At 69.4% G+C, this 23777-nt stretch carries 22 protein-coding genes, 1 tRNA gene and 4 pseudogenes; 18 read left to right on the top strand and 9 right to left on the bottom strand.

Annotated elements, in window-relative coordinates:
• The first annotated feature begins 3 nt into the window (after window positions 1-3).
• The gene (locus QA634_RS14905) at window positions 4-291 is read left to right on the top strand and encodes a YARHG domain-containing protein (protein WP_012332748.1); all 288 of its coding nucleotides are present in this window, start codon (window positions 4-6) and stop codon (window positions 289-291) included.
• Between the two features lie 101 nt (window positions 292-392).
• Complete coding sequence (locus QA634_RS14900; RefSeq protein WP_083784679.1) at window positions 393-623, top strand: hypothetical protein; 231 nt, start codon at window positions 393-395, stop codon at window positions 621-623.
• A 30-nt stretch (window positions 624-653) separates the two neighbouring features.
• Here the strand turns inward: QA634_RS14900 and QA634_RS14895 are convergent, their stop codons facing one another.
• Together QA634_RS14895 and QA634_RS14890 are read right to left on the bottom strand one after the other, a co-directional pair.
• The gene (locus QA634_RS14895; protein ID WP_012332746.1) at window positions 654-1811 is read right to left on the bottom strand and encodes a YncE family protein; all 1158 of its coding nucleotides are present in this window, start codon (window positions 1809-1811) and stop codon (window positions 654-656) included.
• A 515-nt stretch (window positions 1812-2326) separates the two neighbouring features.
• Window positions 2327-2518 carry a hypothetical protein gene (locus tag QA634_RS14890; RefSeq protein ID WP_150108660.1) on the bottom strand — a complete coding sequence of 64 codons (192 nt, stop codon included), beginning with the start codon at window positions 2516-2518 and terminating at the stop codon, window positions 2327-2329.
• A gap of 3 nt (window positions 2519-2521) precedes the next feature.
• Between QA634_RS14890 and QA634_RS14885 the strand changes: the two genes are divergently transcribed.
• From QA634_RS14885 to QA634_RS14875, 3 genes and pseudogenes are all read left to right on the top strand, one after another.
• On the top strand, window positions 2522-3700 hold the full coding sequence (locus QA634_RS14885) for a Hint domain-containing protein (protein WP_150108659.1): 1179 nt from the start codon (window positions 2522-2524) through the stop codon (window positions 3698-3700).
• Between the two features lie 499 nt (window positions 3701-4199).
• A pseudogene (locus tag QA634_RS14880) lies at window positions 4200-4661 on the top strand (IS66 family transposase zinc-finger binding domain-containing protein); the annotation flags it as partial.
• A pseudogene (locus QA634_RS14875) lies at window positions 4657-5573 on the top strand (IS3 family transposase); the annotation flags it as partial. The pseudogenes QA634_RS14880 and QA634_RS14875, both read left to right, overlap by 5 nt.
• 7 nt (window positions 5574-5580) lie before the next feature.
• Here the strand turns inward: QA634_RS14875 and QA634_RS14870 are convergent.
• Window positions 5581-6980, bottom strand: a pseudogene (locus QA634_RS14870) (IS30-like element ISMtsp4 family transposase).
• A 47-nt stretch (window positions 6981-7027) separates the two neighbouring features.
• On the opposite strand from QA634_RS14870, the pseudogene QA634_RS14865 reads away from it, so the two are divergent.
• From QA634_RS14865 to QA634_RS14845, 5 genes and pseudogenes are all read left to right on the top strand, one after another.
• A pseudogene (locus tag QA634_RS14865) lies at window positions 7028-7297 on the top strand (IS3 family transposase); the annotation flags it as partial.
• Between the two features lie 225 nt (window positions 7298-7522).
• Window positions 7523-8899, top strand: coding sequence for an ABC transporter substrate-binding protein (locus QA634_RS14860; protein ID WP_012332744.1), 1377 nt, complete (start codon window positions 7523-7525; stop codon window positions 8897-8899).
• 145 nt (window positions 8900-9044) lie between these two features.
• The gene (locus tag QA634_RS14855; protein WP_012332743.1) at window positions 9045-9926 is read left to right on the top strand and encodes a carbohydrate ABC transporter permease; all 882 of its coding nucleotides are present in this window, start codon (window positions 9045-9047) and stop codon (window positions 9924-9926) included.
• Entirely contained in the window at window positions 9923-10837 is a 915-nt protein-coding gene (locus QA634_RS14850; RefSeq protein ID WP_012332742.1) for a carbohydrate ABC transporter permease, read from the top strand. Before QA634_RS14855 ends, QA634_RS14850 begins: the two co-directional genes overlap by 4 nt.
• A gap of 131 nt (window positions 10838-10968) precedes the next feature.
• Entirely contained in the window at window positions 10969-11778 is an 810-nt protein-coding gene (locus QA634_RS14845; protein WP_012332741.1) for an IS5-like element ISMtsp14 family transposase, read from the top strand.
• An 18-nt stretch (window positions 11779-11796) separates the two neighbouring features.
• Here QA634_RS14845 and QA634_RS14840 read toward each other — a convergent pair whose 3' ends face one another.
• The 4 genes from QA634_RS14840 to selB all read right to left on the bottom strand — a co-directional run bounded on the left by QA634_RS14840 (window position 11797) and on the right by selB (window position 15615).
• Window positions 11797-12060, bottom strand: coding sequence for a hypothetical protein (locus tag QA634_RS14840; RefSeq protein WP_150108658.1), 264 nt, complete (start codon window positions 12058-12060; stop codon window positions 11797-11799).
• 159 nt (window positions 12061-12219) lie between these two features.
• Complete coding sequence (locus tag QA634_RS14835; RefSeq protein ID WP_012332740.1) at window positions 12220-13392, bottom strand: tyrosine-type recombinase/integrase; 1173 nt, start codon at window positions 13390-13392, stop codon at window positions 12220-12222.
• Between the two features lie 169 nt (window positions 13393-13561).
• Window positions 13562-13654 (bottom strand) — tRNA-Sec (locus QA634_RS14830).
• 8 nt (window positions 13655-13662) lie between these two features.
• Entirely contained in the window at window positions 13663-15615 is a 1953-nt protein-coding gene (selB, locus tag QA634_RS14825; RefSeq protein WP_012332739.1) for a selenocysteine-specific translation elongation factor, read from the bottom strand.
• A gap of 111 nt (window positions 15616-15726) precedes the next feature.
• Here selB and QA634_RS14820 point away from each other — a divergent pair, with 111 nt between their 5' ends.
• The 6 genes from QA634_RS14820 (at window position 15727) to phnE (QA634_RS14795) (ending at window position 20846) form a co-directional block, all read left to right on the top strand.
• The gene (locus tag QA634_RS14820) at window positions 15727-16416 is read left to right on the top strand and encodes a DUF1045 domain-containing protein (protein ID WP_012332738.1); all 690 of its coding nucleotides are present in this window, start codon (window positions 15727-15729) and stop codon (window positions 16414-16416) included.
• Window positions 16413-17030 carry an acetyltransferase gene (locus QA634_RS14815; RefSeq protein WP_012332737.1) on the top strand — a complete coding sequence of 206 codons (618 nt, stop codon included), beginning with the start codon at window positions 16413-16415 and terminating at the stop codon, window positions 17028-17030. The genes QA634_RS14820 and QA634_RS14815 overlap by 4 nt, the downstream gene beginning before the upstream one ends.
• Before the next feature lie 238 nt (window positions 17031-17268).
• Window positions 17269-18087 (top strand): phosphonate ABC transporter ATP-binding protein, encoded by an 819-nt coding sequence (gene phnC, locus QA634_RS14810; protein ID WP_012332736.1) that lies wholly within the window; start codon window positions 17269-17271, stop codon window positions 18085-18087.
• A gap of 53 nt (window positions 18088-18140) precedes the next feature.
• Complete coding sequence (gene phnD, locus QA634_RS14805) at window positions 18141-19070, top strand: phosphonate ABC transporter substrate-binding protein (RefSeq protein ID WP_012332735.1); 930 nt, start codon at window positions 18141-18143, stop codon at window positions 19068-19070.
• A gap of 34 nt (window positions 19071-19104) precedes the next feature.
• Window positions 19105-19989, top strand: coding sequence for a phosphonate ABC transporter, permease protein PhnE (phnE, locus tag QA634_RS14800; RefSeq protein ID WP_012332734.1), 885 nt, complete (start codon window positions 19105-19107; stop codon window positions 19987-19989).
• Window positions 19986-20846: a phosphonate ABC transporter, permease protein PhnE gene (gene phnE / locus QA634_RS14795; protein WP_012332733.1), complete on the top strand. Its 861-nt coding sequence runs from the start codon at window positions 19986-19988 to the stop codon at window positions 20844-20846. Before phnE (QA634_RS14800) ends, phnE (QA634_RS14795) begins: the two co-directional genes overlap by 4 nt.
• Window positions 20847-20924: 78 nt before the next feature.
• Here the strand turns inward: phnE (QA634_RS14795) and QA634_RS14790 are convergent, their stop codons facing one another.
• Both QA634_RS14790 and phnF read right to left on the bottom strand, forming a co-directional pair.
• Window positions 20925-21344 (bottom strand): tellurite resistance TerB family protein, encoded by a 420-nt coding sequence (locus QA634_RS14790; RefSeq protein WP_012332732.1) that lies wholly within the window; start codon window positions 21342-21344, stop codon window positions 20925-20927.
• Between the two features lie 522 nt (window positions 21345-21866).
• Window positions 21867-22616: a phosphonate metabolism transcriptional regulator PhnF gene (gene phnF / locus QA634_RS14785; protein ID WP_012332731.1), complete on the bottom strand. Its 750-nt coding sequence runs from the start codon at window positions 22614-22616 to the stop codon at window positions 21867-21869.
• Between the two features lie 142 nt (window positions 22617-22758).
• On the opposite strand from phnF, the gene phnG reads away from it, so the two are divergent.
• Window positions 22759-23172, top strand: coding sequence for a phosphonate C-P lyase system protein PhnG (gene phnG, locus QA634_RS14780; RefSeq protein WP_012332730.1), 414 nt, complete (start codon window positions 22759-22761; stop codon window positions 23170-23172).
• On the top strand, window positions 23172-23777 hold the full coding sequence (gene phnH, locus QA634_RS14775) for a phosphonate C-P lyase system protein PhnH (protein ID WP_012332729.1): 606 nt from the start codon (window positions 23172-23174) through the stop codon (window positions 23775-23777). Before phnG ends, phnH begins: the two co-directional genes overlap by 1 nt.

The following is a 23777-nucleotide window of genomic DNA, read 5'->3' as shown; positions in this document are numbered from 1 at the left end:
CCCATGGCTCACCGCTCGATGCTGCCCACCCTCGCACTGGCCGGACTGGCCTGCGCGGCCGCGCTGTCGCCCGTCCAGGCCTTCGCCCAGGGCTGCGAGGAACTCTGGTACCAGCGCAACCGCATCTTCAAGGAAGCGGGCTACTGCTTCCGCACGCCCCGCGGGATCCGCGCCTTCGGCAATGCCGGATGCCTCTACGACGACGAGCGCCAGGTGCCGCTCTCGGCTAATCAGCGCGAGGCGGTGACGGCGATCCGCCGCACGGAATCCGTCCTCGGCTGCACCCCCTGATCCGGGATCCGGTTGACCGCGGCGGATCCCGGATCACGCGCCCGCGCGGCGCTTGAGCGAAGCCCGAATCCGACATCCCGAAGGGATCGAGCGGATTTGGTGTGAGCGGCGTGGTGCCGCTCTTGCGACCGTGGCGTGACCAGATCGAGGAGCCTGCCGCCGTGGTCCAGAACGACACCGAGCCGTCCCGATTCGAGCCCGCATCGCCGATGCCGGATCGGATCCGCCGCGCCGCCATGGTGCTGACGCTGATGCTCGGCATTCCTCTCAGCCTGGCATGGCTGGGCTTCGTCGGCTGGAGCGTGCTGCGCCTCGCCTTCGCGGTGCTGTGACGCGGGAGCCGCGCGGCTCCCGCGCCGGGCTCAGGGCTCGGCGGTCCGGAACCCCGCGCCGCCGGCGCCGAGGGCGACCGGCGCCTGGGCGCTCAGCGCCTCGCCGTCGAACCGGAACACCTCGATGCGCCGATCCACCATGCACTGGACGAGCACCGTCCGGCCGTCCCTGGTCCAGACCGCTCCCTGGCACCAGCGCCCGATCGGGGCCTCGGCCACCTTCCTGAGCTCCGTGCCGCTCACCGCGTAGATCCGCAGCACGCCCTTGTCGTTGAAGAAGGGCGACGCCTTGGCGAGGTTGCTGCCGTTCTCGATCACCAGGGCGGCGTGGCGCCCGTCCGCGGAGAGGCGGATCCCCTCCGGCGTCGGCCCGACCGTCACGGTGTTGACGACGCGCGCCGGCTTGGCCCGCAGGTCGATGACGCTCACCGTGTCGTGGTCCCCGGACGATTGCCCGACATTGGCGACGAGCGCCACGTCCCCGGACGGGGTGATCTCGATTCCGTAAGGGCGCACGCCCGCGGTGAAATCCCGCTTCGCGTAGGTGACGCGGCTTCCCTCCACGGCGAGGACCGAGACCTTGTTGTCGCCGTCGCGCGTGACATAGGCCTCGCGCCCGTCGCGGGAGAACACGACGTGGCTCGGCCCGGCCTTGTCGTTGCCGAGATCGACCTTCCCGGCGGGGCTGACCTCGCCACCCGCGATCTTGAAGACCGAGAGGGTGCCCTCCGTCCGGTTCGCCACGAGCGCCAGGGTGCCCTCGCGGTTGATCGAGACGCCCGCCGCCCCCTTCCCGGCGGTCAGGGAGGCCCTCACCCTGGGCGGCGTGCTGGTGAGATCGATCACGGTGACGCGGTCGTCCGGCACGATCCTGGCGGCGTCGTTCGGGTCCACGCGCGTGGCGCTGGTGACGATCGCGAAGGTCTCGTTCGGGGCGACGGCCACCGATTGCGGCGGACCCACGACGCTGGCCGGCGCCTGCACCTCGCCGACGATCCTCGGCGGGGAGGCCGAGAGGTCGAGCACCGTGACGCTGTCCGGCACCGGCGGCGTCGCCGGGACCTGGGCGCCCGCGTCGGTGAGCACCGTGTGGCCGTCATTGGCCGACACGGCGAGTTCCGCTCGCAGGGGCGTGGCGGCCAGTGTCGCGGCGGACAGGAACGCGAACGCGCGAAGACGCATGCCCATGATGGTGATCCCCCCGGGGGGGCGCGGTCGTTCTTCGCCGCGCTCCGAAGCGGCACTGTAGCCCGGGACGTGCGCGCGGCCACACCATTTTCAGCACCGACGGCGACCGATCCGCCCGCGCGAAGCTCGGTCACGGGGCAAGGCGACGGAGGCGGCTTGCGCCCCTCCCTGGGGGGCGGGCTTCGTCAGCGACAGTGAGGCTCCAGATCTCGCCGCCCACGTCCGTCGCACCCGGTCGCCTCGCCGCCCCCGCGCGATCGGCAGGACGCGATCTGGTCGTGCGCGATCTCCTTCCCTGTGAGACCTCGCCCGCCGCGCCAATCCCTGCGCTGCATTCATCAACAGGGAACCGTTTGAGCCGACGATGTTTGCACGCCAGTGTTGCAGAGAAGCACTTGTAAACGTACTGGTGTATGTATATCCATGAATTTTGTCGATCGGCGCGAGCCGAACCAAGCAATCGGGAGGGCGGGTTCCCAATGCCTACGCCAGTTGTGTTCAATAATAGCTCTTATCTAGCCGCTTATCTTGGTGGTGACAATGACGGAGTCAACAATTCCATCTTCAACGTTCAACAGCTTGGCGATGCCGACTATTTTGTAAATGGAACCGTGAATAATCCTGGAGATCCAGTAACTTTCACGAATCAAGCCGATCCGACTGCGGTCATCACTGTCTATGCCACGAATCTCGATGATCCGAATCATATCGTGTTCACCCAGAACGCGGATGGGACTGGATTTGGGCTCCTCGCGTCGAACGTCCCGCTGACGGTAGGCGACAACATCACGTTCGGCGAGACGAGTCTCGGTGACTACCAAGTGCCGTGCTACTGCACCGGCACGCTGCTTCGCACCGTCGACGGCGACGTGGCGGTCGAGAACCTTCGCGTCGGGGACCTCGTCGTCACCGCGTCGGGCGAGCACCGCCCCATCAAGTGGATCGGCCACAGCGCCCTGGATTGCCGCAGCCACGCCAATCCGGCGGCCGCCCGCCCCATCCGCATCCGCAAGGATGCTTTCGGCCCCGGCAAGCCGGCCCAGGACCTGCTCGTCTCGCCCGCTCACGCCATCTGCCTCGACCTGCTCGGCGAGGTGCTCATCCCCGCCTCCGCCCTCGTCAACGGCAGCACCGTCACTCAGGAGGAGGTCGAGGAGGTCACCTACTGGCACGTCGAGCTCGACAGCCACGATATCCTCATCGCCAACGGCCAGCCCTCCGAGAGCTACCTGGAGATGGGCAACCGCGGCTTCTTCCTCGACGCGGCCGCCTCCGCCCTGCCCGACGCGCCCGTGCGCAGCCATGACGGCTACTGCCGGCCGTTCCACGACGGCGGTCCCGTGGTTGAGGCCGTGCGCGCCCAGATGCAGCGGCACGCCGAGGCCATCGGCTGGCAGATGGCCGCCTCGGAGGCGTGGGCAGAGGTTCACCTGGAGGTGGACGGTGAGATCGTGCGGCCGGCCGTGCGGGACCTGACGGCCCGGTTCATGCTGCCCGCCTCCGCGCGCGAGGTGTGGCTGGTGAGCCCCACGAGCGTGCCGCGTCACGTCGGCGAGAGCGGCGACGAGCGGGTGCTCGGTCTGTCGGTGGTCGGCCTGACGCTGGACGACGGCCTGGGCGAGCCGCGCATCGTGGCGCTCGACGATCCGCGCCTGGGCGAGGGCTTCCACGCTCCGGAGGAGGCCGGTGCGGCGCGGCGCTGGCGCTGGACCTCCGGCCGGGCGCGGCTGCCGGCCGAGCTGCTGGCCGGCCTGACCGACACGGTGTTCCTGCGGGTGGAGTTGGCCTGCGCGCCGCTGCCGCGCTGGCAGGCGCCCGCTTCCGCGCGGGAAGCGATCCAGCCGACCCGCATCGGCCGGACCCTGACCCTGGTCGCGAGCGCCGCGTAACCGCGGAGAGAGTCGACCGACACCGGCGGCCCGGGTTGCCGGTGCATCCCTCCCGCTCTCGGGCCTGCCCGGGAGCGGGAAAGCCGTTGCTCGGTCCCGGTTCGTCGCTGGCGTCGTCCCCCGTCGGCCGTCGGGAGAGGCGGGCCGGGGTCGAGCATCGCCCGGATCGCCCGCCCCCCGCAGCCCGCGGGCGACCTCCCGGGAGATGCCGAACGCCTCGCGGGCGCGAGAGTGTTTGGCGGAGGCGGATTCCGCCCTTCTGAGGAAAATTCACCTTTACCTTCAGATGATTAGCTTTTCGCTTTGAGCGCCTACCCACATGTGTACATACATGAAGACAGCGAAAGTAGACGAACTGCAGCGCTCGGGTGCGGACTTGACCGCTGCCGCGTCCTCTCACACCGCCTGACGTCAGCGGTCGAGCCGTAGGCCGGCCCTTTGGCGGCACGCCTTGATCCCGCCGCCGAGGAGAGCGCACCGGCGGTGAGGCCCGAGTGCACGGCGCGCCAACTGTGGCGCTCTGCCCGCCCACCTGCCGCGCGTCGAGCGCGTAGTCGACATCGAGAGCACCGCCTGTCCCTGCTGCGCAGGCCGCCTGCGTCGGATCGGCGAGGACGTGTCCGAGCGTCTCGACGTCGTGCCGGCCCAGGTCCGAGTCATCGCGATCCGGCGTCCGCGCTACGCCTGCCGCGCCTGCGAGGACGTGATCGTGCAGGTCCTCGTCTACAAGTACGCCGACCACTTGCCGCTCTATCGGCAGGCGCGGATCCTGACCCGCCAAGGCGTTCACCTGGACCGCTCGACCCTGGCCGACTGGGTCGGGCGTGCAGCCTTCCTGCTCCGCCCGGTCCACGAGCGGCTGCTCGAGACGTTGAAGCGGTCGGAGAGGCTGTTTGATCCTCCCTCGGTTTCACGGACACCTCTGATACGCTCTGGCGGAGCGGGGAAGGTGTCGGATGGCGAAGACGAGACGGGAGTTCACGCCCGAGTTCAAACGCGAAGCGGTCGCCCTGCTGGAGAGCAGCGGCCGGCCGCAGATGCAGATCGCGGCCGAGCTCGGGATCCAGCCCTCGATGTTGCGGCAGTGGCGTGCAACGCTGAACGGGGCACCGCCCCGACCGCGGCCGGCAGGATCGACCGGGGCCTTGCCATCAAGCCCGATCGCCTCGCCGTCCGATCAGGCCGCCGAGATTGCCCGTCTGCGGCGTGAGCTCGACCGCACGCGCATGGAGCGCGACGTCCTAAAAAAAGCCATCGGCATCTTCGCGGAGATGCCCACGTGACCTACGCCTTCATCGAGCAGCATGCGCGGACCTGGCCGGTGCGTCTCATGTGCCGCGTGCTCGACGTCTCCCCCAGCGGCTTTTACGGGTGGCGGTCACGGCCTGAGAGCGCCCGCTCGGCCTCCAACCGCCAGCTCCTGGACGATGTCCGGCGCATCCATGCCGCCCACCACCGGCGCTATGGTGCCCCACGCGTGCATGCCGCCCTGCGGGCCGAGGGCCGTTCAGCCAGCCGCGGGCGGGTGGAGCGTCTCATGCGCCGGCACGGCATCCGTGCCCTGGCGGGGCGTCGGTTCCGGCCCTGCACGACCGACAGCCGTCACGATCTCCCCATCGCCCGGAACCTCCTGAGGCAGGACTTCTCGGCCGCGCGGCCGAACACGGTTTGGCTGGCCGACATCACCTACCTGCCGACCGGCGAGGGCTGGCTCTACTTGGCTGCCGTCCTCGATCTGGCCACGCGCAAGATCGTCGGCTGGTCGATGCGCGATCATATGCGCACCGAGCTGAGCGTGGCTGCGCTGATGATGGCCGCCCAGCGGCAGCGACCGGCCGCCGGGCTTATCTGCCACTCGGATCACGGCAGCCAGCTTGGGTTCAAGCGGTCGTCGCAACACCATCTTGCACGGCAGCCAGCACAGCGTCGAGCGCCTCTGCCGGCGTCTTCCAGTTCAGCGTCTTGCGCGGTCTGCTGTTGAGGGCTGCGGCCACAGCAGCAAGATCGTTCGCGCTGTGGGCGCTCAGATCCGTTCCTTTCGGGAAGTACTGTCGCAGTAACCCGTTCGTATTCTCGTTCGTCCCCCGCTGCCAGGGTGAGCGTGGATCGCAGAAGTAGACCTGCAGACCCGCGTCGATCCGCAAGCGCGCGTGCTCGGCCATCTCGGTACCCTGGTCCCAGGTCAACGAGCGCCGCAGCTGCTCGGGCAAGCGCGCGATCGTGCCGGCGATCGCCTCGCGCACCGCCTGGGCCCCGTGCCCCGCCAGCGCCGGGCCGTTCTTCGCACGCGGTGTCACCCCATGGCCGTCCATCGGCGGAAGATGCAGCAGCATCGTAAAGCGCGTCGTGCGCTCGACCAGGGTCCCGATCGCCGAACTCTTCAGACCCAGGATCAGATCTCCTTCCCAGTGCCCCGGCACCGCGCGGTCCTCCACCTCGGGCGGACGCTCGCTGATGAGCACCTCGGGGGTGACGAACGACCTGCCTCGGCCCAGGCTGCGGGCCCGCGGCACACGCAAAGCCCGTCCTGTGCGAAGACACGCGGTCAGCTCACGCTTCAGCGCGCCCCGGCCCTGGATGTAGAGCGCCTGATAGATCGCCTCGTGACTGATGCGCATCGTGTATCGCCCGGAAAGTCGAGCCGTAGGCGCTCGGCGATCTGCTGCGGACTCCAGGATCGACCCCATCGCCGGCTCTGGCGTCGCCCGTGCCGCCGTCCCTTCCAGGCAACGCTAGGGCCAGGCAGAGCGCTCCCGCCCGGTGTCGCGACAGTTCCGGCGAGCCGCTCCTGCACGTACGTCCGCAGCGCTGCGTTCCCCGCCAGTTTTGCTGGCTTGGGCCGGCGTGCCGCGCGTTCAGCGTGCCACTGCGCGGTCGTGGCGCGATAGTCCAGGCCGCCACTGCGGGTCGCCGCATTGCGGCGCAATTCCCGCGAGATGGTCGACGCCGCCCGTCCCAGACGCCGAGCGACGTCCCGGACCCCGTGACCTTGCGCTTGTAGGATCGCGATCTCCTCCCGCTCAGCCAACGACAGGTAGCGCGCAGAAGGCGACTTGGATGATGGTGACAGGTGGGAAGGTGCCATTCCGCCTGCTGTCCGGAACCACCGCGAGCCGACCGGTGGCGAGATCCCGAGCTTCATCGCTGCGACCTCGCTGGAGAGACCCTGCGCGAGGAACGCCCAGAACCCCCGCCGCGTCTCGCGCAGACCGACCCCGGGACGACCCGGTGACCGCAGCTTCTCGCGAAGTGCCCGATCCGAACGCCGCCGACCTGCCATCACAACCGCCCTCCGCCAAGCCGTTGCGACGACCACTTGAATCCACCCACTACGCGGCCGAGGCCTACCGGAGGCAGCTCGCCGGCATGGCGGCCAGGCCGTCCATGAGCCGGACGGCCTGCTGCTACGGTAATGCCCCGATGGAGAGCTTCTTCCACACCCTCAAGGTCGAGCTCGTCCATCAGCGACGATGGGCGACCCGGGATGAGGCGCGCCGCGACCTGTTCGCTTACATCGAGGGCTACTACAATCGGCAGCGCATCCACTCGGCACTCGGTTATCTCACGCCCGAGCAAGCCGAACGGACCGCGAGCTAAACTCCCCGTGTCCGCGAAATCAGGGGAGGATCAGGCGCGCAGCGCGCTTCGCTCTTGCGGCGTTGCTCGCGCGCCCGATGGCAGGTCACAATATTCAGTGAGAGTGCGCGGCGCTGCCATCGCTACGCTGTTGCCGCCGACTATTCCGGTTTGCCTCGGACTTCGTCCCATGCTGAAATCTCGGGCAGCCGCCCGATGAACGAGGCGGATGGGAGGAGAGAACCGATGAGGCGAGGCATCGCGGGAGCGTTGTCGTTGGGCGCGTGGGTGCTGGCCGCGATGCCAGCCGTCGCGCAGGACAAGACGCTCACTGTCTGGTTCAGCAAAGGCTTCTATCGGTCTGAAGACGATTCCCTCTGGGCGACCATCAAGAAGTTCGAGCAAAAGACCGGAATTAAGGTCGAGCTGTCGCAGTACGCGATTCAGGACATGATCCCGAAGACGGTCGCGGCGCTCGACTCCGGTTCGCCGCCGGATGTCGGCTATTCCGATACATACAACAATCAAGCTGCTGGCAAGTGGGCCTTCGAGGGTAAGCTGGAGGATCTCACTGACATCTTGCAGCCGATGATGCCGCGCTTCGCGCCGCAGACGGTCGAGCACGTGCTACTCTACAACGACCAGATCCACAGGAAGGCTTACTTCGGTTTTCCTCTGAAGCGGCAGACACTTCATACTGAAATCTGGGGAGACATGATCGAGAAGGCCGGTTTCAAGCAGAGCGATATTCCGACGAGCTGGGCCGAGTACTGGTCCTTCTGGTGTGATAAGGTTCAGCCCGCTTACCGCAAGGCTTCAGGTTCCCGCACCTACGGGATCGGCGCGCCGATGGGTGTGGAGTCGACTGACAGTTTCCAGTCCTTCTACGCCTTCATGGACGCCTATGACGTTAGGCTCGTCGACAGCGACGGCAAGCTCCTCGTCGATGATCCGAAGGCACGTGACGGTCTGATCAAAGCCCTCAAGGACTATACCGATCCCTATGTTAAGGGATGTGTCCCTCCATCCGCGACGACCTGGAAAGACCCCGACAACAACGTGGCCTTCCACAACCGAACGACGGTGATGACGCACAACTTCACGATCTCCATCGCGGCGAAATGGTATGAGGACAGCCTCAATCCGAGCGCGACTGACGAGCAGCGCGCGGCCGCCAAGAAGGCCTACGAGGAGACGATCATCACCGCGCCGTTCCCGAACAGGCCCGACGGTAAACCGATGACCTACCGCGCGGACGTCAAACACGGCGTCGTCTTCGCCGGTGCCAAGAACAAGGCGGCCGCCAAGGAGTTCGTGAAGTTCATCATGGAGGAAGACAACCTCCGCCCTTACGTCGAGGGTGCGCTCGGCCGCTGGTTCCCCGTGACGAACGCCTCGATTGAAAGCACCTTCTGGCAGGCCGACAAGCATCGCAAGGCCGTCTACAATCAGTTTAAGTCGGGTACGGAGCCGTTCGATTATGTTAAAAACTACAAATTCACGCTGATCAACAACGAGAATGTCTTCGCCAAGGCGATGAACCGGGTCGTGAGCGAGAAGGTCCCGGTCGAGAAGGCCGCCGACGAGATGCTCGCCCGCATCAGGCAGGTCGCTGCGCCGTAACGGGGCCGAGCATTGTCCGCCGGGGCGGTGATCGGTTTGGCGGCCGACATGATGCGGGAACAAGGGGCTGAGCGGAGTAGTCCGATGCGGTTCTGCTCAGCCGGTGCCGCCCACCCGCGGCAGTGACTCAACAGGGAGACCGAGGATGTCGGGAGCGCGCGCGATAACGGCCGATGATGCCGCGCCGGCAACCGCGCCCAGGCCAGTCCGCCTCGGTGCTTGGCAGGCTTGGGGCGCGATCCTGATCGCGCCCTACCTTCTCGTGTTCCTGCTCTTCGTCATCTACCCGATCGGCTACGGGCTCTGGCTCGCGCGCAGCCCGGCGAGCTACGCCCATCTCGCGGCCGATCCGATTTTCGCGCGCGCTGTCGTCAACACCCTGATCTTCCTGATCGTCGGGATCAACGTGAAGATGGCCATAGCACTCTTCTTGTCAGGATTCTTCACTCACGAGCGGCTCTGGATCCGCTGGCTCTCAGTGCTCTTCATCCTGCCCTGGGCGGTGCCGTCGATTCCGACCATCCTATCCATCCGGTTCATGCTGAACCCCGAATGGGGGATCGTGAACCAGACCATCTTCCGCTTCACCGGAGAGGACGGTCCGAACTGGCTCAACGATCCTGGACTCGGGCTGACGCTCGCCATCGCGGTGCATATCTGGAAATCGCTGCCGTTCTGGACGCTGATCCTCCTCGCCGGACGCCTCGCCATTTCGTCCGACCTCTACGAAGCGGCCTCCGTCGATGGCGCGACGAGCTGGCAGAAATTCCTGCACGTCACGTGGCCATCCATGCGGGCGCTCTACGTGACGTGCACGATCCTCTCGATGATCTGGACACTCGGTGATTTCAACAGCATCTACCTGCTCACCGGTGGCGGGCCCGCAGACCTGACGCATGTGCTCGCGACGCTCGGTATTCGTTACCTGAGGCTTGACCAGATCGACCACTCGATGGCGGCGGTCGTCTGCGCGATGCCCTTCGTTCTGCCCCTCGTCTACGTCCTGATGCGGAGGCTCTCGAAATGAGCACCGGAATCGCAGGCCCGCCGCGCGACACGAGGCGCTCGCCCACAGGTCTGTCCCACCGCAATTCCAGCTGGCTGAGAGCCGCTGGAACCGAGGCGAAGCTGCTCCTCGTCGGCATCCCGGTCCTGCTCTGGACCCTGATACCGATCTATCACCTCGTTCTATTCGCGATGTCGCCGAAGCAGGACGCGCTCTCGGGGGCGCTCTTTCCGGAACACCCGACCCTCAGAAACTTCGGGATCGTCTTCGGACAGCAGCATTACTTTCTGTCGCATTTCTGGCAACAGCTCTGGAATTCGGTGTTCATCGCCTTCTCAACCGGAGTCCTGACGCTCTTCATCGCAACATCGGCCGCTTTCTCGATCAGCCGGTTGCGGGTGAGGGGCGGCCGGACCGTGATGAATCTTGCGCTCTTCACCTACTTCATCCCAGCGGCATTTCTCGCGGTGCCGATGTACAAGACGATGGGCGCCTATGGGCTGCTCAATAGCAAGTGGGCGCTCATCCTCGCGATGGTGACAATCGCGAGTCCCTACGCCATCTGGGTGCTGAAGCAGGCCTCCGACAAGCTGCCGCTGGAGCTGGACGAGGCAGCCGTGATGGACGGGGCCTCACCGCCCCAGCTCTTCCGTTTCGTCTATCTGCCCCTGATGACACCGTCGCTCGTCGCGATCGGTGTCTACGCGCTCCTGCTCGCCTGGAACGAGTACCTGTTTGCCTTCCTGCTGCTGTCCCGCGACACAGATGTGACCCTGCCTGTCGCGCTCGGAAGCTTTCTAGCAGCCGATGACTCGCCTTGGGAACTGCTCATGACGACGGGGCTGATCTACGCCCTGCCGCCGGCGGCGGTTTATTATGTGTTCAGACGGTACATGGTCGGGGGACTGACGGCCGGCGCGGTCAAGAGTTGAAGCTGCCGGCCTATTTGCCTGAACCTTCCCGAGTGCTTCGTACGCGGATTGGTTCAGATTTGGCGGCAACGGCCCTGTCGTGGGCCTAGAGCGTGTTATGAACCTACGATGTAGCGTAGGCGTTGAAGGGCATGAGCACCGATCGCGCCGCCTACCCGTCCGACGTGTCCGATGAGGAGTGGGCGCTGGTGGCGCCCTACCTGGCGCTGCTGCGCGAGGACTCGGGCCAGCGTGACCACGATCTGCGCGAGGTGTTCAACGGCTTGCGCTACATCGTCAAGACCGGCGCGCCGTGGCGGTTCATGCCCCACGACCTGCCGCCGTGGGCAGCGGTCTACCAGCAGACCCAGCGCTGGTTGGCCGCCGAGTGCTTCGCCGATGTGGCCGGCGACCTGCGTGCTGTGCTGCGGCAGGCGGCCGGGCGTGAGCCGGAGCCCTCGGCGGTGATCCTGGACAGCCGGACCCAGCGCTCCTCGCCCGAGAGCGGCGAGCGGGCCGGCTACGACGGGGCCAAGCGCATGCGCGGGTCGAAGGTGCATCTGGCGGTCGACACGCCCGGTCACGGGGTGGCGCTGCACGTCACGCCGGCGGATGTCGATGATCGCAGTCAGGTCGGCACGCTGACCTGCGTGGTCCAGGCGGAGACGGACGGGGGCGTGGAGAAGGCATTCGTCGACCAGGGCTACACAGGTGAGAAGGCAGCGACCGCAGCGCAGGCGAACGGGATCGCGTTGGAGGTGGTCAAGGCCCCGGAGGCCAAGCGCGGCTTCGTGTTGCTGCCGCGGCGTTGGGTGGTGGAGCGCTCGCTCGCCTGGGCGGTGCGCTGCCGCCGGCTGGTCAAGGACTACGAGCGTTATGCGAGCACACTGGCTGGAATGTACATGGTCGCCTTCGTCTGTGACATGCTCAGAAAGCTCGGACGCATAGTAGAAAGTTCATAACACGCTCTAGATGCTCATCTAGAAGGTCGTCCCTTTGTTTTCTTTTTTCGGCACGCGCTGCTCGTGCTTTTTCGGTAGTGCGCCGCTGAACAGAGCGTCTGGCTCTGTCGGACGTGCTCGTGTGAAACGCAACGAGAAAAATTCCTTCCAGCAGCGACCAAATTGCCTCAACAGCAGCTTCATCGAAGAATGTTGGATTGTTCTTGTTGATAAATTTTTCAAGCAATGAAAATAAATCAGCAGTATTGCCCCCCAATCGAGCGATGCCGTTTTCCACTCCATGCAGGTCGACCTGTCATAATTCGCCGGACGCTATAGCCTCGGCAGCAATTTTCATAACAAATTCGATGGATCCGTTGGTATACACTTTATAAACTTCATAAAAAATTGCCAGTGGCGGGCTCAACGGTTGAATTACTATGGGCATTATCTTCGTGCTGATCACTCATGACAGAAAACCGCACAATAATTCGCCCACGCCTCCATGAGCTCGCGCCGCTTCGCGAACAGGTCGCTGCGCCGGTAGGCCCTCTCGACCTTCGACTCGATGGCGTGCGCGAGCGCGGCCTCGACGACCTCGCGCGGGAAGTCGGTGTGCTCCGCGGCCCAATCCCTGAACGAAGATCGGAAGCCGTGCACGGTGAGATCGCCGCGCTGCATGCGACGCAGCAGCACCAGCATGCTCATGTTGGAGAGCGGGCGTTCCCGCCGGCCGCCCGGGAACACGAAGTCACCTTCCCGGATCTCCGCCATGCGCCGCAGGACCATGAGAGCTGACTCGGTGAGCGGAATCCGGTGTTCGACGCCGGCCTTCATGCGGGAGGCGGGCACGTTCCAGATGCGCGCATCAAGGTCGAACTCCGACCACGTGGCGCCCAGCGTCTCGCCGGTGCGGGCCGCGGTGAGGATCGTGAACGCGAGCGCGTGCGAGGCGACGCCGGGCTGGAACTCCAGCGCCTTGAGGAAGGACGGCACCTCCGCGAAGGGGAGGGCGGCGTGGTGCTTCACCTTCTGCACCCGGGAGCGCTTCGGCAGCAGGTTCTCCAGGTGCCCTCGCCAGCGCGCGGGGTTCTCGCTGCGCCGGAACCCGCGGGTCGTGCCCCAGTCGAGGATCGACTCGATGCGGCCGCGCACCCGGCTCGCCGTTTCGGGCTTCCTGGCCCATATCGGTCCGATCGCGCGCACCACGAGGTCGGTATCGACGGCCGCCACGGGCCGGTCGCCGAAGTGAGGGTAGGCGTAGGTCTCCAGCGTCGTGGTCCACTGCGCGGCGTGCTTCGCGTTGCGCCACCCGGCGCGGTGCGCGTCGATGTAGGCCACCGCGCACTCGCGGAAGGTCATCGCCTGGGCGGCCTCCAGTGCAGCGTCCTGGCGCTGCGTCTTGCGGGCCTCGATCGGGTCGATGCCCTCAGCGCAGAGCTTGCGGCAGGCGAGCGCCTTCTCGCGGGCCTCAGCGAGCGAGAACGTGTTGGCCGAGCCGAGCCCCATCGCGCGTGACTTGCCGCGGAGCGTGAAGCGGAAGATCCAGCTTTTGGCTCCCTTGTCGCCGACCTGCAGCCACAAGCCACCGCCATCCCCATAGTGGCCGGGCGACTTCAGCTTGGCGACGGTCATCGCCGTGAGCTTTCGAGTCTCCGCCGAACTCGCGCTACTCCCGTGGCTACCCACATCGTAAGCGTGAATTGGGGCGAATGCCAGCGGTTCGGGGCGAACGCCGCTAAGCTGAAAACCACCGAAATCTGAAGGGTTAACGGTCGGCTGCGAACGCCTATGAACACTGTCCTGGCGGAGGCGGATGGGAATCGAACCCACCGCACGCTGTTCGCGTGCCGCTGGTTTTGAAGACCAGGAGGGCCACCAGACCCCGATCGCCTCCGAGGGGGGTTATGGGGAGGAGGAGGGGCGAGGTCCAGCCTCGGCCTGAAGGAGCACGCGCCGGTCGCCCAGGCGGCGGGTGAACCGCACGGCGTCGAGGTGCTCCAGCAGCGGGATCGAGAACTTGCGCGAGATCCCCAGCAGCGCTCCGGCCTCGCGCGCCAGGAAGCCGTCCTGACCGGCGAAGGCCCGGGCGAGGGCCTGCTTGGCCGCCTCGACCGCCTCCCGGTGGAACAGGATCGTGCGGCGCTGGACCCGGTCGGCGGCGCGGATCAGCGTGCCGGAGCGGACGAGGTGGTTCAGTGCCTCCCGGCGGCGGGGATCGCGCCCGGCGGCCTCGGCCTCGTCGGGCGGCGTCAGGCCGGCCCGCCGGAAGCTCTCGGCGAGACCGCGCACCAGCGCCGGCTCCTGGCGCTGCGGGTCGAACGCGGCCGCGCGGACGAGGTCGCGGTCGCGCACCGCCCGCCCCGCCGCCACGAGGTCGCGCAGGATCGCCGCCGCCACCGCCTCGCCGGTGCGCAGCGCGGTCGCGAGGCGCGCGTGGCTGATCCCGTGCTCCAGCGGATGGGCGCGGTGATGGGCGTCCAGCGCCGCCAGCGCCTCGCTCCGCAGGGCGTCCCGGACCTCCGCGCCGAGGACGCGCTCGCCGATCGCCTCGGCGCCGAGGCCGACGAGGTGGCGGCGGACGCGCTCGGGCGCGATGCCGACGAGGCGCGACAGGTCGGCGAGCGTCGCGCCCGCCCGGCCCGCCGCGGCGAGGCGGGCGCGCAGGATCTCGGCCGGCCGCCCCTCCGCGAGCCTGCGCAGCTCCGCGAGGCCGGCCGCGTCGCGCCGCCGGCGCCGGCGCGAGGCCGGGTCGAGCACCACGCCGCCGCCGAGGGTGAGGGGAGGGGCGTCCGAGCGCAGCAGGAACGGCTCGCGCGCCGGCAGGGCGACCGCTTCCTCGGCGTGGAGCTGCGCCGGCGCCGTCTCCCCGGGATCGAGCGCGTCGCGGTCGAGGAGGCGCAGGCGCACCGGGACGTCGGCCGTGCCGGCGAGGAGCCGCAGCCGCGCCCCGCCCGCCAGGGGCACCGGGGCCTCCCGCAGCAAGGTGAGCGACACGTCGAGCCAGCGGCTCGGGACGAGGTAGCCGGGGGGGGCGAGGACCTGCCCGCGGCGCAGCTGCGCGAGGTCGATGCCGCGCAGGGCCACGGCGACCCGGCGCCCCGGCTCGGCCGCCTGGACCGGCCGCCCGTGGCTCTGGAGGGCGCGCACCGCGCCCTCGATGCCCTCCGGCGCGACCGCGACCGCGTCGCCGAGCGCGAGGCGCCCGCGCCGCAGCGTGCCGGTGACGACCGCGCCGAAGCCCGCACGGGGGAAGACGCGGTCGATCGGCAGGACGGGGCAGCCGTCATCCGGGCTCGGGGGCACCTCGCCCAGCAGGTCGGCGAGGTGCCCCGCGAGGTCGGCGAGGCCCTCCTCGCGCAGCACCGACGTCCGCACGATGCGCACCGCGAGGCCGGACGCGGCGGCGAGCGCGCCCACCTCCGCGGCCCGGGCCGCCGCCTCCGAGTCCGTGACGAGGTCGCACTTCGTCAACGCGACGACGCCCCGGCCCACGCCGATCAGGCGGGCGATGGCGAGGTGTTCGAGGGTCTGCGGCTTGATGCCCTCGCGGGCATCGACCGCGAGCAGGATCGCGCGCAGGCCGGTCGCCCCGGCGATCATCGCCCGCACGAACCGCTCGTGGCCGGGCAGGTCGACGAGGTCGATCTCGCCCCCCGGCACCCGCAGCAGGGCGAAGCCGGGGACGATCGAGACCCCGCGCTCGCGCTCCTCCTTGAGCCGGTCCGTGTCGGTGCCGGTGAGGGCGCGCACCAGCGCCGTCTTGCCGTGATCGACGTGGCCGATCACCCCGACGACCAGCGCCCGCCCGGCCGGCTCGGCCGCCGCGCGCTGCCCCCGCTCCCCGGGCCTGCCCATGCTCCACGCCCCCGCGTCCCCCGCGCCCCCATCCCGCAACCTCGCCACGGAACCTCGTCACGGAACCGTCATCCGACCGTGATGAACCCGTCCGGAACGCTCGCCGGAGGGATGGTCGTGACCGAGTCGTGCCGCTACGCGCTCTACTACACGGCCCCGCCCGGCTCCGGGCTGGCCCGGTTCGGCTGCGGCGTCCTCGGCTATGACACCGCGACCGGCGCGCCGGTTCCGCGGCACGACGGGTTCGCGGACGCGCAGGACGTGACCCGCGCGCCGAGCCGCTACGGCTTCCACGCGACCTTGAAGGCGCCGATGCGCCTCGCCCCGGGCGTCGCCGAGGCGGATCTGGTCGCGGCCGCGGCGGCGCTGGCGGCGTGGCACCCGCCGGTTCCCGTCGGGCGGCTCGTCGTCGCGACGCTCGGCGCCTTCACGGCCCTGGTGCCGGACGAGGCGCCGCCGGCGCTCGGCCTGTTCGCGGCCGAGTGCGTCGCCGCCCTCGACCCCCTGCGCGCGCCGCTCAGCGAGGCGGAGCGGGCGCGCCGCCGCCCGGAGCGCCTGGACGCGCGCGAGCGGGCGCTCCTCGACCGCTGGGGCTACCCCCACGTCTTCGAGCGCTTCCGCTTCCACATGACGCTGACGGACGCCCTGCCGGAGGAGGACCGCGCGCCCTGGCACGCGCGGCTCGCGGCGGCCTACGGGCCGGGCGAGCCGCTGACCCTCGACGCCGTCACGGTGCTGCGGCAGGACGGGGATGCCCCGTTCCGGGTGCTGCGGCGCATTCCCCTCGGAGACCCCGCATGACCAAGCGCCTCGGGCCGGAGCCCCTCGTCGATCCCACCGCCGCGATCGTGGCGAGCCGCCTCGGCCGCTACACCGAGGTCGGGGCCCGCACCCGCCTGACCGAGACCGAGATGGGGGACTATTCCTACATCGTGAACGACGGCGAGGTGATCGCGACGCGGATCGGCAAGTTCTGCTCGATCGCCGCGATGGTGCGGATCAACCCGGGCAATCACCCGATGGAGCGCGCCTCCCAGGCGCATTTCACCTATCGGGCGAGCCAGTACTGGCCGGAGGAGGCGGACGAGGCCGCCTTCTTCGACCGGCGCCGGGCGCTGCCGGTGGAGATCGGCCACGACGTCTGGATCGGCCACGGCGCCATCGTCCTGCCGGGCCGCCGGATCGGCACCGGGGCGGTGGTGGGGGCGGGCGCGGTCGTGACCCGCGACGTGCCCGCCTACGCGATCGCGGTCGGCAACCCGGCCCGCCTCCTGCGCCGGCGCTTCCCCGAGGCGGTCGCCGAGCGCCTGCGGGCCCTGGCGTGGTGGGACTGGGACCACGAGCGGCTGCGCGCCGCCCTGCCGGATTTCCGTGCCCTGCCGGTCGAGGACTTCCTGGCCCGCCACGGGGGCTGATCCGGGATCCGGCCGATCCAAGCGGATCCCGGATCACGCGCCCGCGCGGCGCGGGAGCGAGGCCGGCATCCGCGATCCCGAAGCGACCGATCGGATCGGGTATCAAACCGCCGCGGCGGGCCTCGCCGCCGGGACGCGGCCGCAAGAATCCGCGAGAGCCCCCCGGCGGCAGCGGCTGTCATTCAACTGTCGCCAAACCGGCGTTTACGTCCCGCGTACGGCAACAGCGGACGGATTGATGCTCGTCGTCGAGAACCTCACGCGCCAATACGGTGACCGCCGCGCGGTGGATGCGATCTCCCTGCGCATCGAGCGCGGCAGCTTCGTGGGCGTGATCGGTCGCTCCGGCGCGGGCAAGTCGACCCTGCTGCGGATGCTGAACCGCCTCGTCGATCCGAGCGAGGGCCGCATCCTGTTCGACGGGCGCGACGTGACGGCCCTGAAGGGGCGGGCCCTGCGCCAGTGGCGCGGGCGCTGCGCCATGATCTTCCAGCAGTTCAACCTCGTCGGCCGGCTCGACGTGCTGACGAACGTGCTGATGGGCCGGCTCAACCACGTGTCGTCCGCCCGCGCCCTCCTGCGGCTGTGGCCCGAGGAGGACAAGGCGCTCGCCCTCGCGGCGCTGGAGAATTTCGACATGGGCGCCTACGCGGCGAACCGCGCCGACGCCCTCTCGGGCGGGCAGCAGCAGCGCGTGGCGATCGCCCGCGCCCTGGTCCAGGAGCCCGAGATCATCCTGGCCGACGAGCCGGTCGCCTCCCTCGACCCGCGCAACACGCGCCTGGTCATGGACGCGCTGGCCGAGGCCAATACGCGGTACGGGATCACGGTCCTGTGCAACCTGCACTCCCTCGACCTGGCGCGCGCCTATTGCGACCGCCTGGTCGGCCTCTCGGCGGGGCGCCTCGTCTTCGACGGGCGCGCCTTGGACCTGACCGAGGCCGTGGCGCAGGACCTCTACGGCCTGGAGGCCGGCGAGGTGATGGACCGGCCGCCCGCGACACCCCTCCCGGAGCCGGGCCCCGCCCTGGCGCCGCCGGCACCGGTCGGCGCCTGACGCGACCCGATGCGGGCCGCCGGCCCGTGGAGAATGATGGAAGGACGGACACGATGCTGACCCGACGCACCCTCGTCGGCGCCCTGACGGCGCTTGCCTGCTTCACCCTCCCGGCCGCCGCGCAGGACTGGAAGGCCAAGTATCCGGAACTGACGCTCGGCGTGATTCCGATCGAGAACGCGTCGGGCACCGCCGACCGCTACACGCCGCTCGCCGATTACCTCTCGAAGGAACTCGGCGTGCCGGTGAAGCTGCGCGTCGCCAACGACTACGCGGCGGTGATCGAGGGCCAGCGCGCCGGCAACATCCAGATCGGCTTCTACGGCCCGGCCGCCTTCGCCCGCGCGGTCATCACCGGCGTGAAGGTCGAGCCGATCGTCAACCAGAAGCACGATAGCGGCGCCTCCGGCTACTACTCGGTCATCTACGTCAAGGCGGACAGCCCCTACAAGACGCTCGCCGACCTGAAGGGCAAGAACCTCGCGCTGGTCGACCCCAACTCGACCTCGGGCAACCAGGCGCCGCGCTTCTTCATGCAGAAGGCGGGCTACGACGTCGACAAGTTCTTCGGCAAGACGTTCTTCGCCGGCAGCCACGAGAACTCGGTGCTGGCCCTGATCCAGGGCACCTCGGACGCCTCCGCCACGCTGTGGAACTCGGAGACGGACGGCACGCTGACCCGCATGCAGACCAAGCACATGCTCAAGAGCGCGGACGGCAAGCCGCTGACGCCGGCCGATTTCCGCATCGTCTTCAAATCCGACTTCCTGCCCGAGGGCCCCTTCGCGGTGCTGGCGAGCCTGCCGGACGACCTGAAGACGCGCATCCGCGCCGCCTTCGTGGCGATGCCGAAGAAGGACAAGGTCGCCTTCGACAAGCTGTCGGACGGCAAGGACCTCGACTTCACGGCGGTGACGCTGAAGGACTTCGAGCCGATCATCGAGATGCTCCGCTACAACGACGAGCAGCGGAAGCGCTCGTAGTCATTCCGAGGACGCATCGGGCGAGGCGGCCGCGTTGACCCAACGGATCGCAAACCTGCCGCCGGAGAGGGCCCGCACCCTCGCGGCGGCCTACGCGGCCGCGATCGCCGGTGCGCGGCGGCGCAACCTCGCCGTGCTCGCCGTCCTCCTCGTCCTGATCGTCCTGGCGGGCGCGATGGCGGAGGTGCGGCCGCTCACCTTCCTCGAGAACATCCGGAACTTCACGGCCTATCTCGGCCGGATCATGCCGCCCCTGTCGCCCGGCACCCTGCCGGGCGACCTCGCCGCCTGGTACTGGGGGCTGCCGAAATGGACCATGCTCCTCGGCGAGACGCTGCTGATGGCGTATCTCGGCACGCTGTTCGGCGGGATCGCGGCCTTCGGCCTGTGCTTTCTCGCCACCGCGAACCTCGTGCGCTCGCGCCTCCTCTGCTTCGCGACGCGGCGCTTCCTGGAACTGTGCCGCACGGTGCCGGAGGTGGTGTTCGCGCTGCTCTTCGTGATCGCCTTCGGGCTCGGGCCGATGGTCGGCGTGATGGCCCTCGCCATCCACACGGCCGGGGCGCTCGGCAAGCTCTTCTCCGAGGTGGTCGAGAACATCGACATGAAGCCCGTCGAGGGGCTGACCGCGAGCGGGGCGAGCTGGGTCGAGACCGCGCGCTTCGCCGTCGTGCCGCAGGTGCTGTCGAACTTCGCCTCCTACGGGCTCCTGCGTTTCGAGATGAACGTGCGCGGCGCGGGCGTGATGGGCTTCGTCGGCGCGGGCGGCATCGGCCAGGAGTTCCTGGTGGCGATCCGCAACTTCTACTACAGTGACGTGAGCGCGATCCTGCTGATGATCATCGTCACCGTGATCGGCATCGATCTCGGAACCGAGCGCCTGCGCCACGCCCTGCTCGGACGGGAGAGCGCCCGATGAGCGGTGCCGCGTTCCGCAGGGCGATGCTCGCCGATATCGGCGGCCTCAGGGCGCGCCACCCGCAGGCCTTCGCGGTGCCGCTCCGGCAGCGCTTGGCGGTGATCGGCGCGGCCGCGGCCGCGGCCGGCCTCGCGATCGTCGCGATGCTGTACCTCGACTTCTCGCTCCTGCGCATCCTGCGCGGCCTCGGCCGGCTCGGGGAATTCGCCGCGCTGATGCTGCCGCCCTCGCCGGACGGGCGCTTCCTCGCCTTCCTCCAGGCGCTCGGCGAGACGCTCGCCATCGCCTTCCTGGGCACGCTCACGGCGGCGCTCTTCGCCTTCCCGTTCGCCTTCCTGGCGGCGCGCAACGCCAACCCGAACCCCTTCCTGCGCTTCGCCACCAAGCGCGGCTTCGACGTGCTCCGCTCGGTCGACGTGCTGATCTGGGCGCTGATCTGGATCAACGTGGTCGGGCTCGGCCCCTTCGCGGGCGCCCTCGCCATCGCCTGCTCGGATTTCGGGGCGCTGGGCAAGCTCTTCGCCGAGGCGATCGAGACCGCCGACCGCAAGCCGCAGGAGGGCGTCACCGCCTCGGGCGGGAGCACCCTCGACCGCCTGCGCTTCGGCCTGCTGCCCGGCATGCTGCCGGTGCTGGCGAGCCAGGTGCTCTACTTCTTCGAATCGAACACCCGCTCGGCCACCATCATCGGCATCGTCGGGGCGGGCGGGATCGGCACCTACCTCACCGAGCTGATCCGCGTGCTGGAACTGCAGCAGGTCGCCTTCCTGGTCACGATGATCCTGGTGACGGTGGCGGCGATCGACTTCGTCTCGGCGCGGCTGCGGCGGGCGATCATCGGGCCGGCCGCCCGGTGAGGGCGGCCGGACGCGGCGGGACCGGGTGGGCGGGGGCCATCCCCGGCGACGCCCGTCGCCGAGGACGGGGCCCGCCGATCAGCGGTCCAGGACGGCGCGATCGTTCTTGGCCACGAGGGCCTTGAAGTAGGGGGTCAGCTCGCTCTCGCCGAGGCCGAACGCCTGCGCGTACTGCATGATGAGCCGCTGCTCCTCCGGCTCCGCCTCGCCATCCGCCATCGCGCTGTCGATCATGTTGAGAAGGATGCAGAGCCGCTGGTCCGGCCGCAGCCTCGGCGCGGCCTCGGCCAGGAACTGGGCCGGCGGCGTCGCGCGCGCGTAGCGGATGGCCGCGTCGAGCTGCTGGCGGGTCGCTTGGCGGCCGAGCACCGACATCAGGTGCCCGACCTCCTCCGGGTCCACCTCCCCGTCGGCGGCCATGCAGTGGATCAGCGACACCGCCAGGCAGTTCCGCGGGCTCAGATCGAGGGACACTTGTGACTTGAACATATTGAACATCGTCAGGTCTCCCTGCACAGTTCGCGTCGCGTGCGGGCCGTTCATAGTTAAGATGTCGCGATTTGTCGACGGGGTCAGATCGCGAGACATCCGAGATTTTATTGCGCCTGAACTGGATTACGGAGGGGGCTAAGACGTGGGGATCGGATCGGATCGCTCCCGCGCGCGCCGTGCCCCTGCGTCCGGGGCGGAACGCCCCCCGGCGGGTCGTTCGGCGCAGCCGATCTCTCCTGCCGGCGATCTCTCCTGCCAGGTTGCGACGCCGGCCCGATTGCCGGGATGCGAGATGATACCACCGGTCATTTCTCATGACCGGTGGTGCGGCTCTCGAATTTTCGCCAAGCCTCTGGTTCGCCAAGCCTCTGGCTTGAAATCGAAAATTCGAGATGGAGCAACGGCTCGATGCGTCAGCATCCTGAGCCGTTGGTATGACACCGCCCACGGTCCCTCTGCCGAGGCGGCGCAGGGAATGATACGGGATCCGCTTCGACCAAGCGGATCCCGTATCGGGCCGATATCATCTCAGGCTTCCACGACCAGCTCGACCCGGTCGGCCACGAACAGGCCGCGGGTCGCCTGGATCCGCGCGCCGTCCGCGTCGGCATTCACGCTCGCGATGCTGATGAGCACGCGGCCCGGCGCGAGGTCGAGCCGCGCCGCCTCGTCGGCCGCGGCGAGCCGGGCCCCGATCCGCGTCGAGAGCCGCGTGTAATCCGCCACCCCGTAATCCGCGTAGGCGCGGGTGATCGAGCCGCGCCGCGCGTAGGCGCGGTCGAAGCCGGCGAAGCGCGGCAGGGGCAGGCAGGTCCGCGCCGTGGAGATCGGCGTGCCGTCGGCCCGGTGCACGGTCACGAGTTCGAGGATGGGCGTGCCCGGCGCGAGGCCGAGGTCGCGCGCGATCCCCTCCTCGGCCGCCACCTCGGCCGCCGCGATCAGGTCGCCCCAGGCCTCCCGGCCCGCCCGCGAGACGATCTCGGAGAAGCGGGTGCGCGTCCCGATCGGGTAGGTCAGGCGCGGCGCCTCCACGAAGGTGCCGCGCCCCTGGGTCGCCCGCACCAGCCCGCGCTCCGCCAGGGCCGCCAGGGCCCGGCGCACCGTGTGCCGGTTCACCCCGAACCGCGCCGCCAGCGCCGCCTCGGTCGGGAGTTGCGCGCCCGCCGCCAGCCGGCCCGCCTCGATCTCCGCCGAGAGCCCGTCCGCGATCTGCCGCCACGCCGCCAAGCCCTCGCCGCGGCTCAGGGCCGTCACCGGGGTGCCATCGCCGTCGCCCATACCGTCATCCAAACTTCATTTGCCCCGCGCCCCACTTGTCTATACGATTAGACAAATCAGGACACCCGGGACACCGATGCCGGATCGCACTTCACCACGCAACGGCGGCGAGGCGCCAGAGATCGCGGCGCGGCGGGCCGCCATGGCCCTCTGCGGCGAGGCCAGCGCGGACGAACTCTCCCGCGCCCTCGACGGGATCGGCCCGGTCGGCGAGGCGGAGGATCTCCGCCCCGTCGAGACCGGCCTCGTGATGGCGCGCGGTCGGATCGGGGGCGACGGGCGGCCCTTCAACCTCGGCGAGGTCACGGTGACCCGGGCGGCGGTCCGGCTGCCCGACGGCGCGACCGGCTTCGCCTACCATCTCGGCCGCGACCGCCGGAAGGCGCGCCTCGCGGCGATCCTGGACGCCCTCTGGCAGCAGCCCGGGCGGCGCCCCGCGGTCGAGCGGGCGCTCGCCCCGGTGGCCGCCCGCCGCGCCGCCGAGGCGGAGGCGGAGGCGCGCCGGGTCGCGGCGACGCGGGTCAACTTCTTCACCATGGCGCGGGGAGAGGATTGATGACGCTCGCTCCCGGGTTGCGCGACCCCGTCCACGACGCGCAGGCCGTCTTCCGGGCCGTGATGGACGCCCTCGCCCGGCCGGGCCGGATCCAGCGCCTCGCGCCCGACCTCGCCCCGCCGCGGCCGCTGACGCCCGAACTCGCCGCCGTGGCGCTCGCCCTGGCGGATGCCGAGGCGCCGCTCTGGCTGGATCCCGTCCTGGCGGCGAGCGGGGCGGTGGCGGATTTCCTGCGCTTCCACACCGGCGCGCCCCTGGTGGTCGAGCCCGCGGCGGCGCAGTTCGCGCTCGTCGCCGCGCCCGCCGCCTGCCCGGATTTCGCGGCTTTCGCGCAGGGCGAGCCCGCCTATCCGGACCGCTCCGCGACCCTCGTCCTCGCCTGCGCGGAGTTGGCGGAGACGCATCCGGCGGAGGAGGGCGGGCTCGTCCTCGAAGGGCCGGGGATCCGCGCGCGCGCGCGGCTGCGCGCGGCGCCGCTGCCGCCGGACTTCGCCGCCCGCATGCGGGCGAACCGGGCGGCCTTCCCGCTCGGGCTCGACCTGCTGCTCACGGCGCCCGGGCGCGTCGCCGGCCTGCCGCGCTCGACCCGCGTGACGGAGGGCTGA

Source organism: Methylobacterium sp. CB376, from assembly GCF_029714205.1.
Lineage (GTDB): Bacteria > Pseudomonadota > Alphaproteobacteria > Rhizobiales > Beijerinckiaceae > Methylobacterium.
This window is presented reverse-complemented; position numbering and strand designations above follow the sequence as displayed.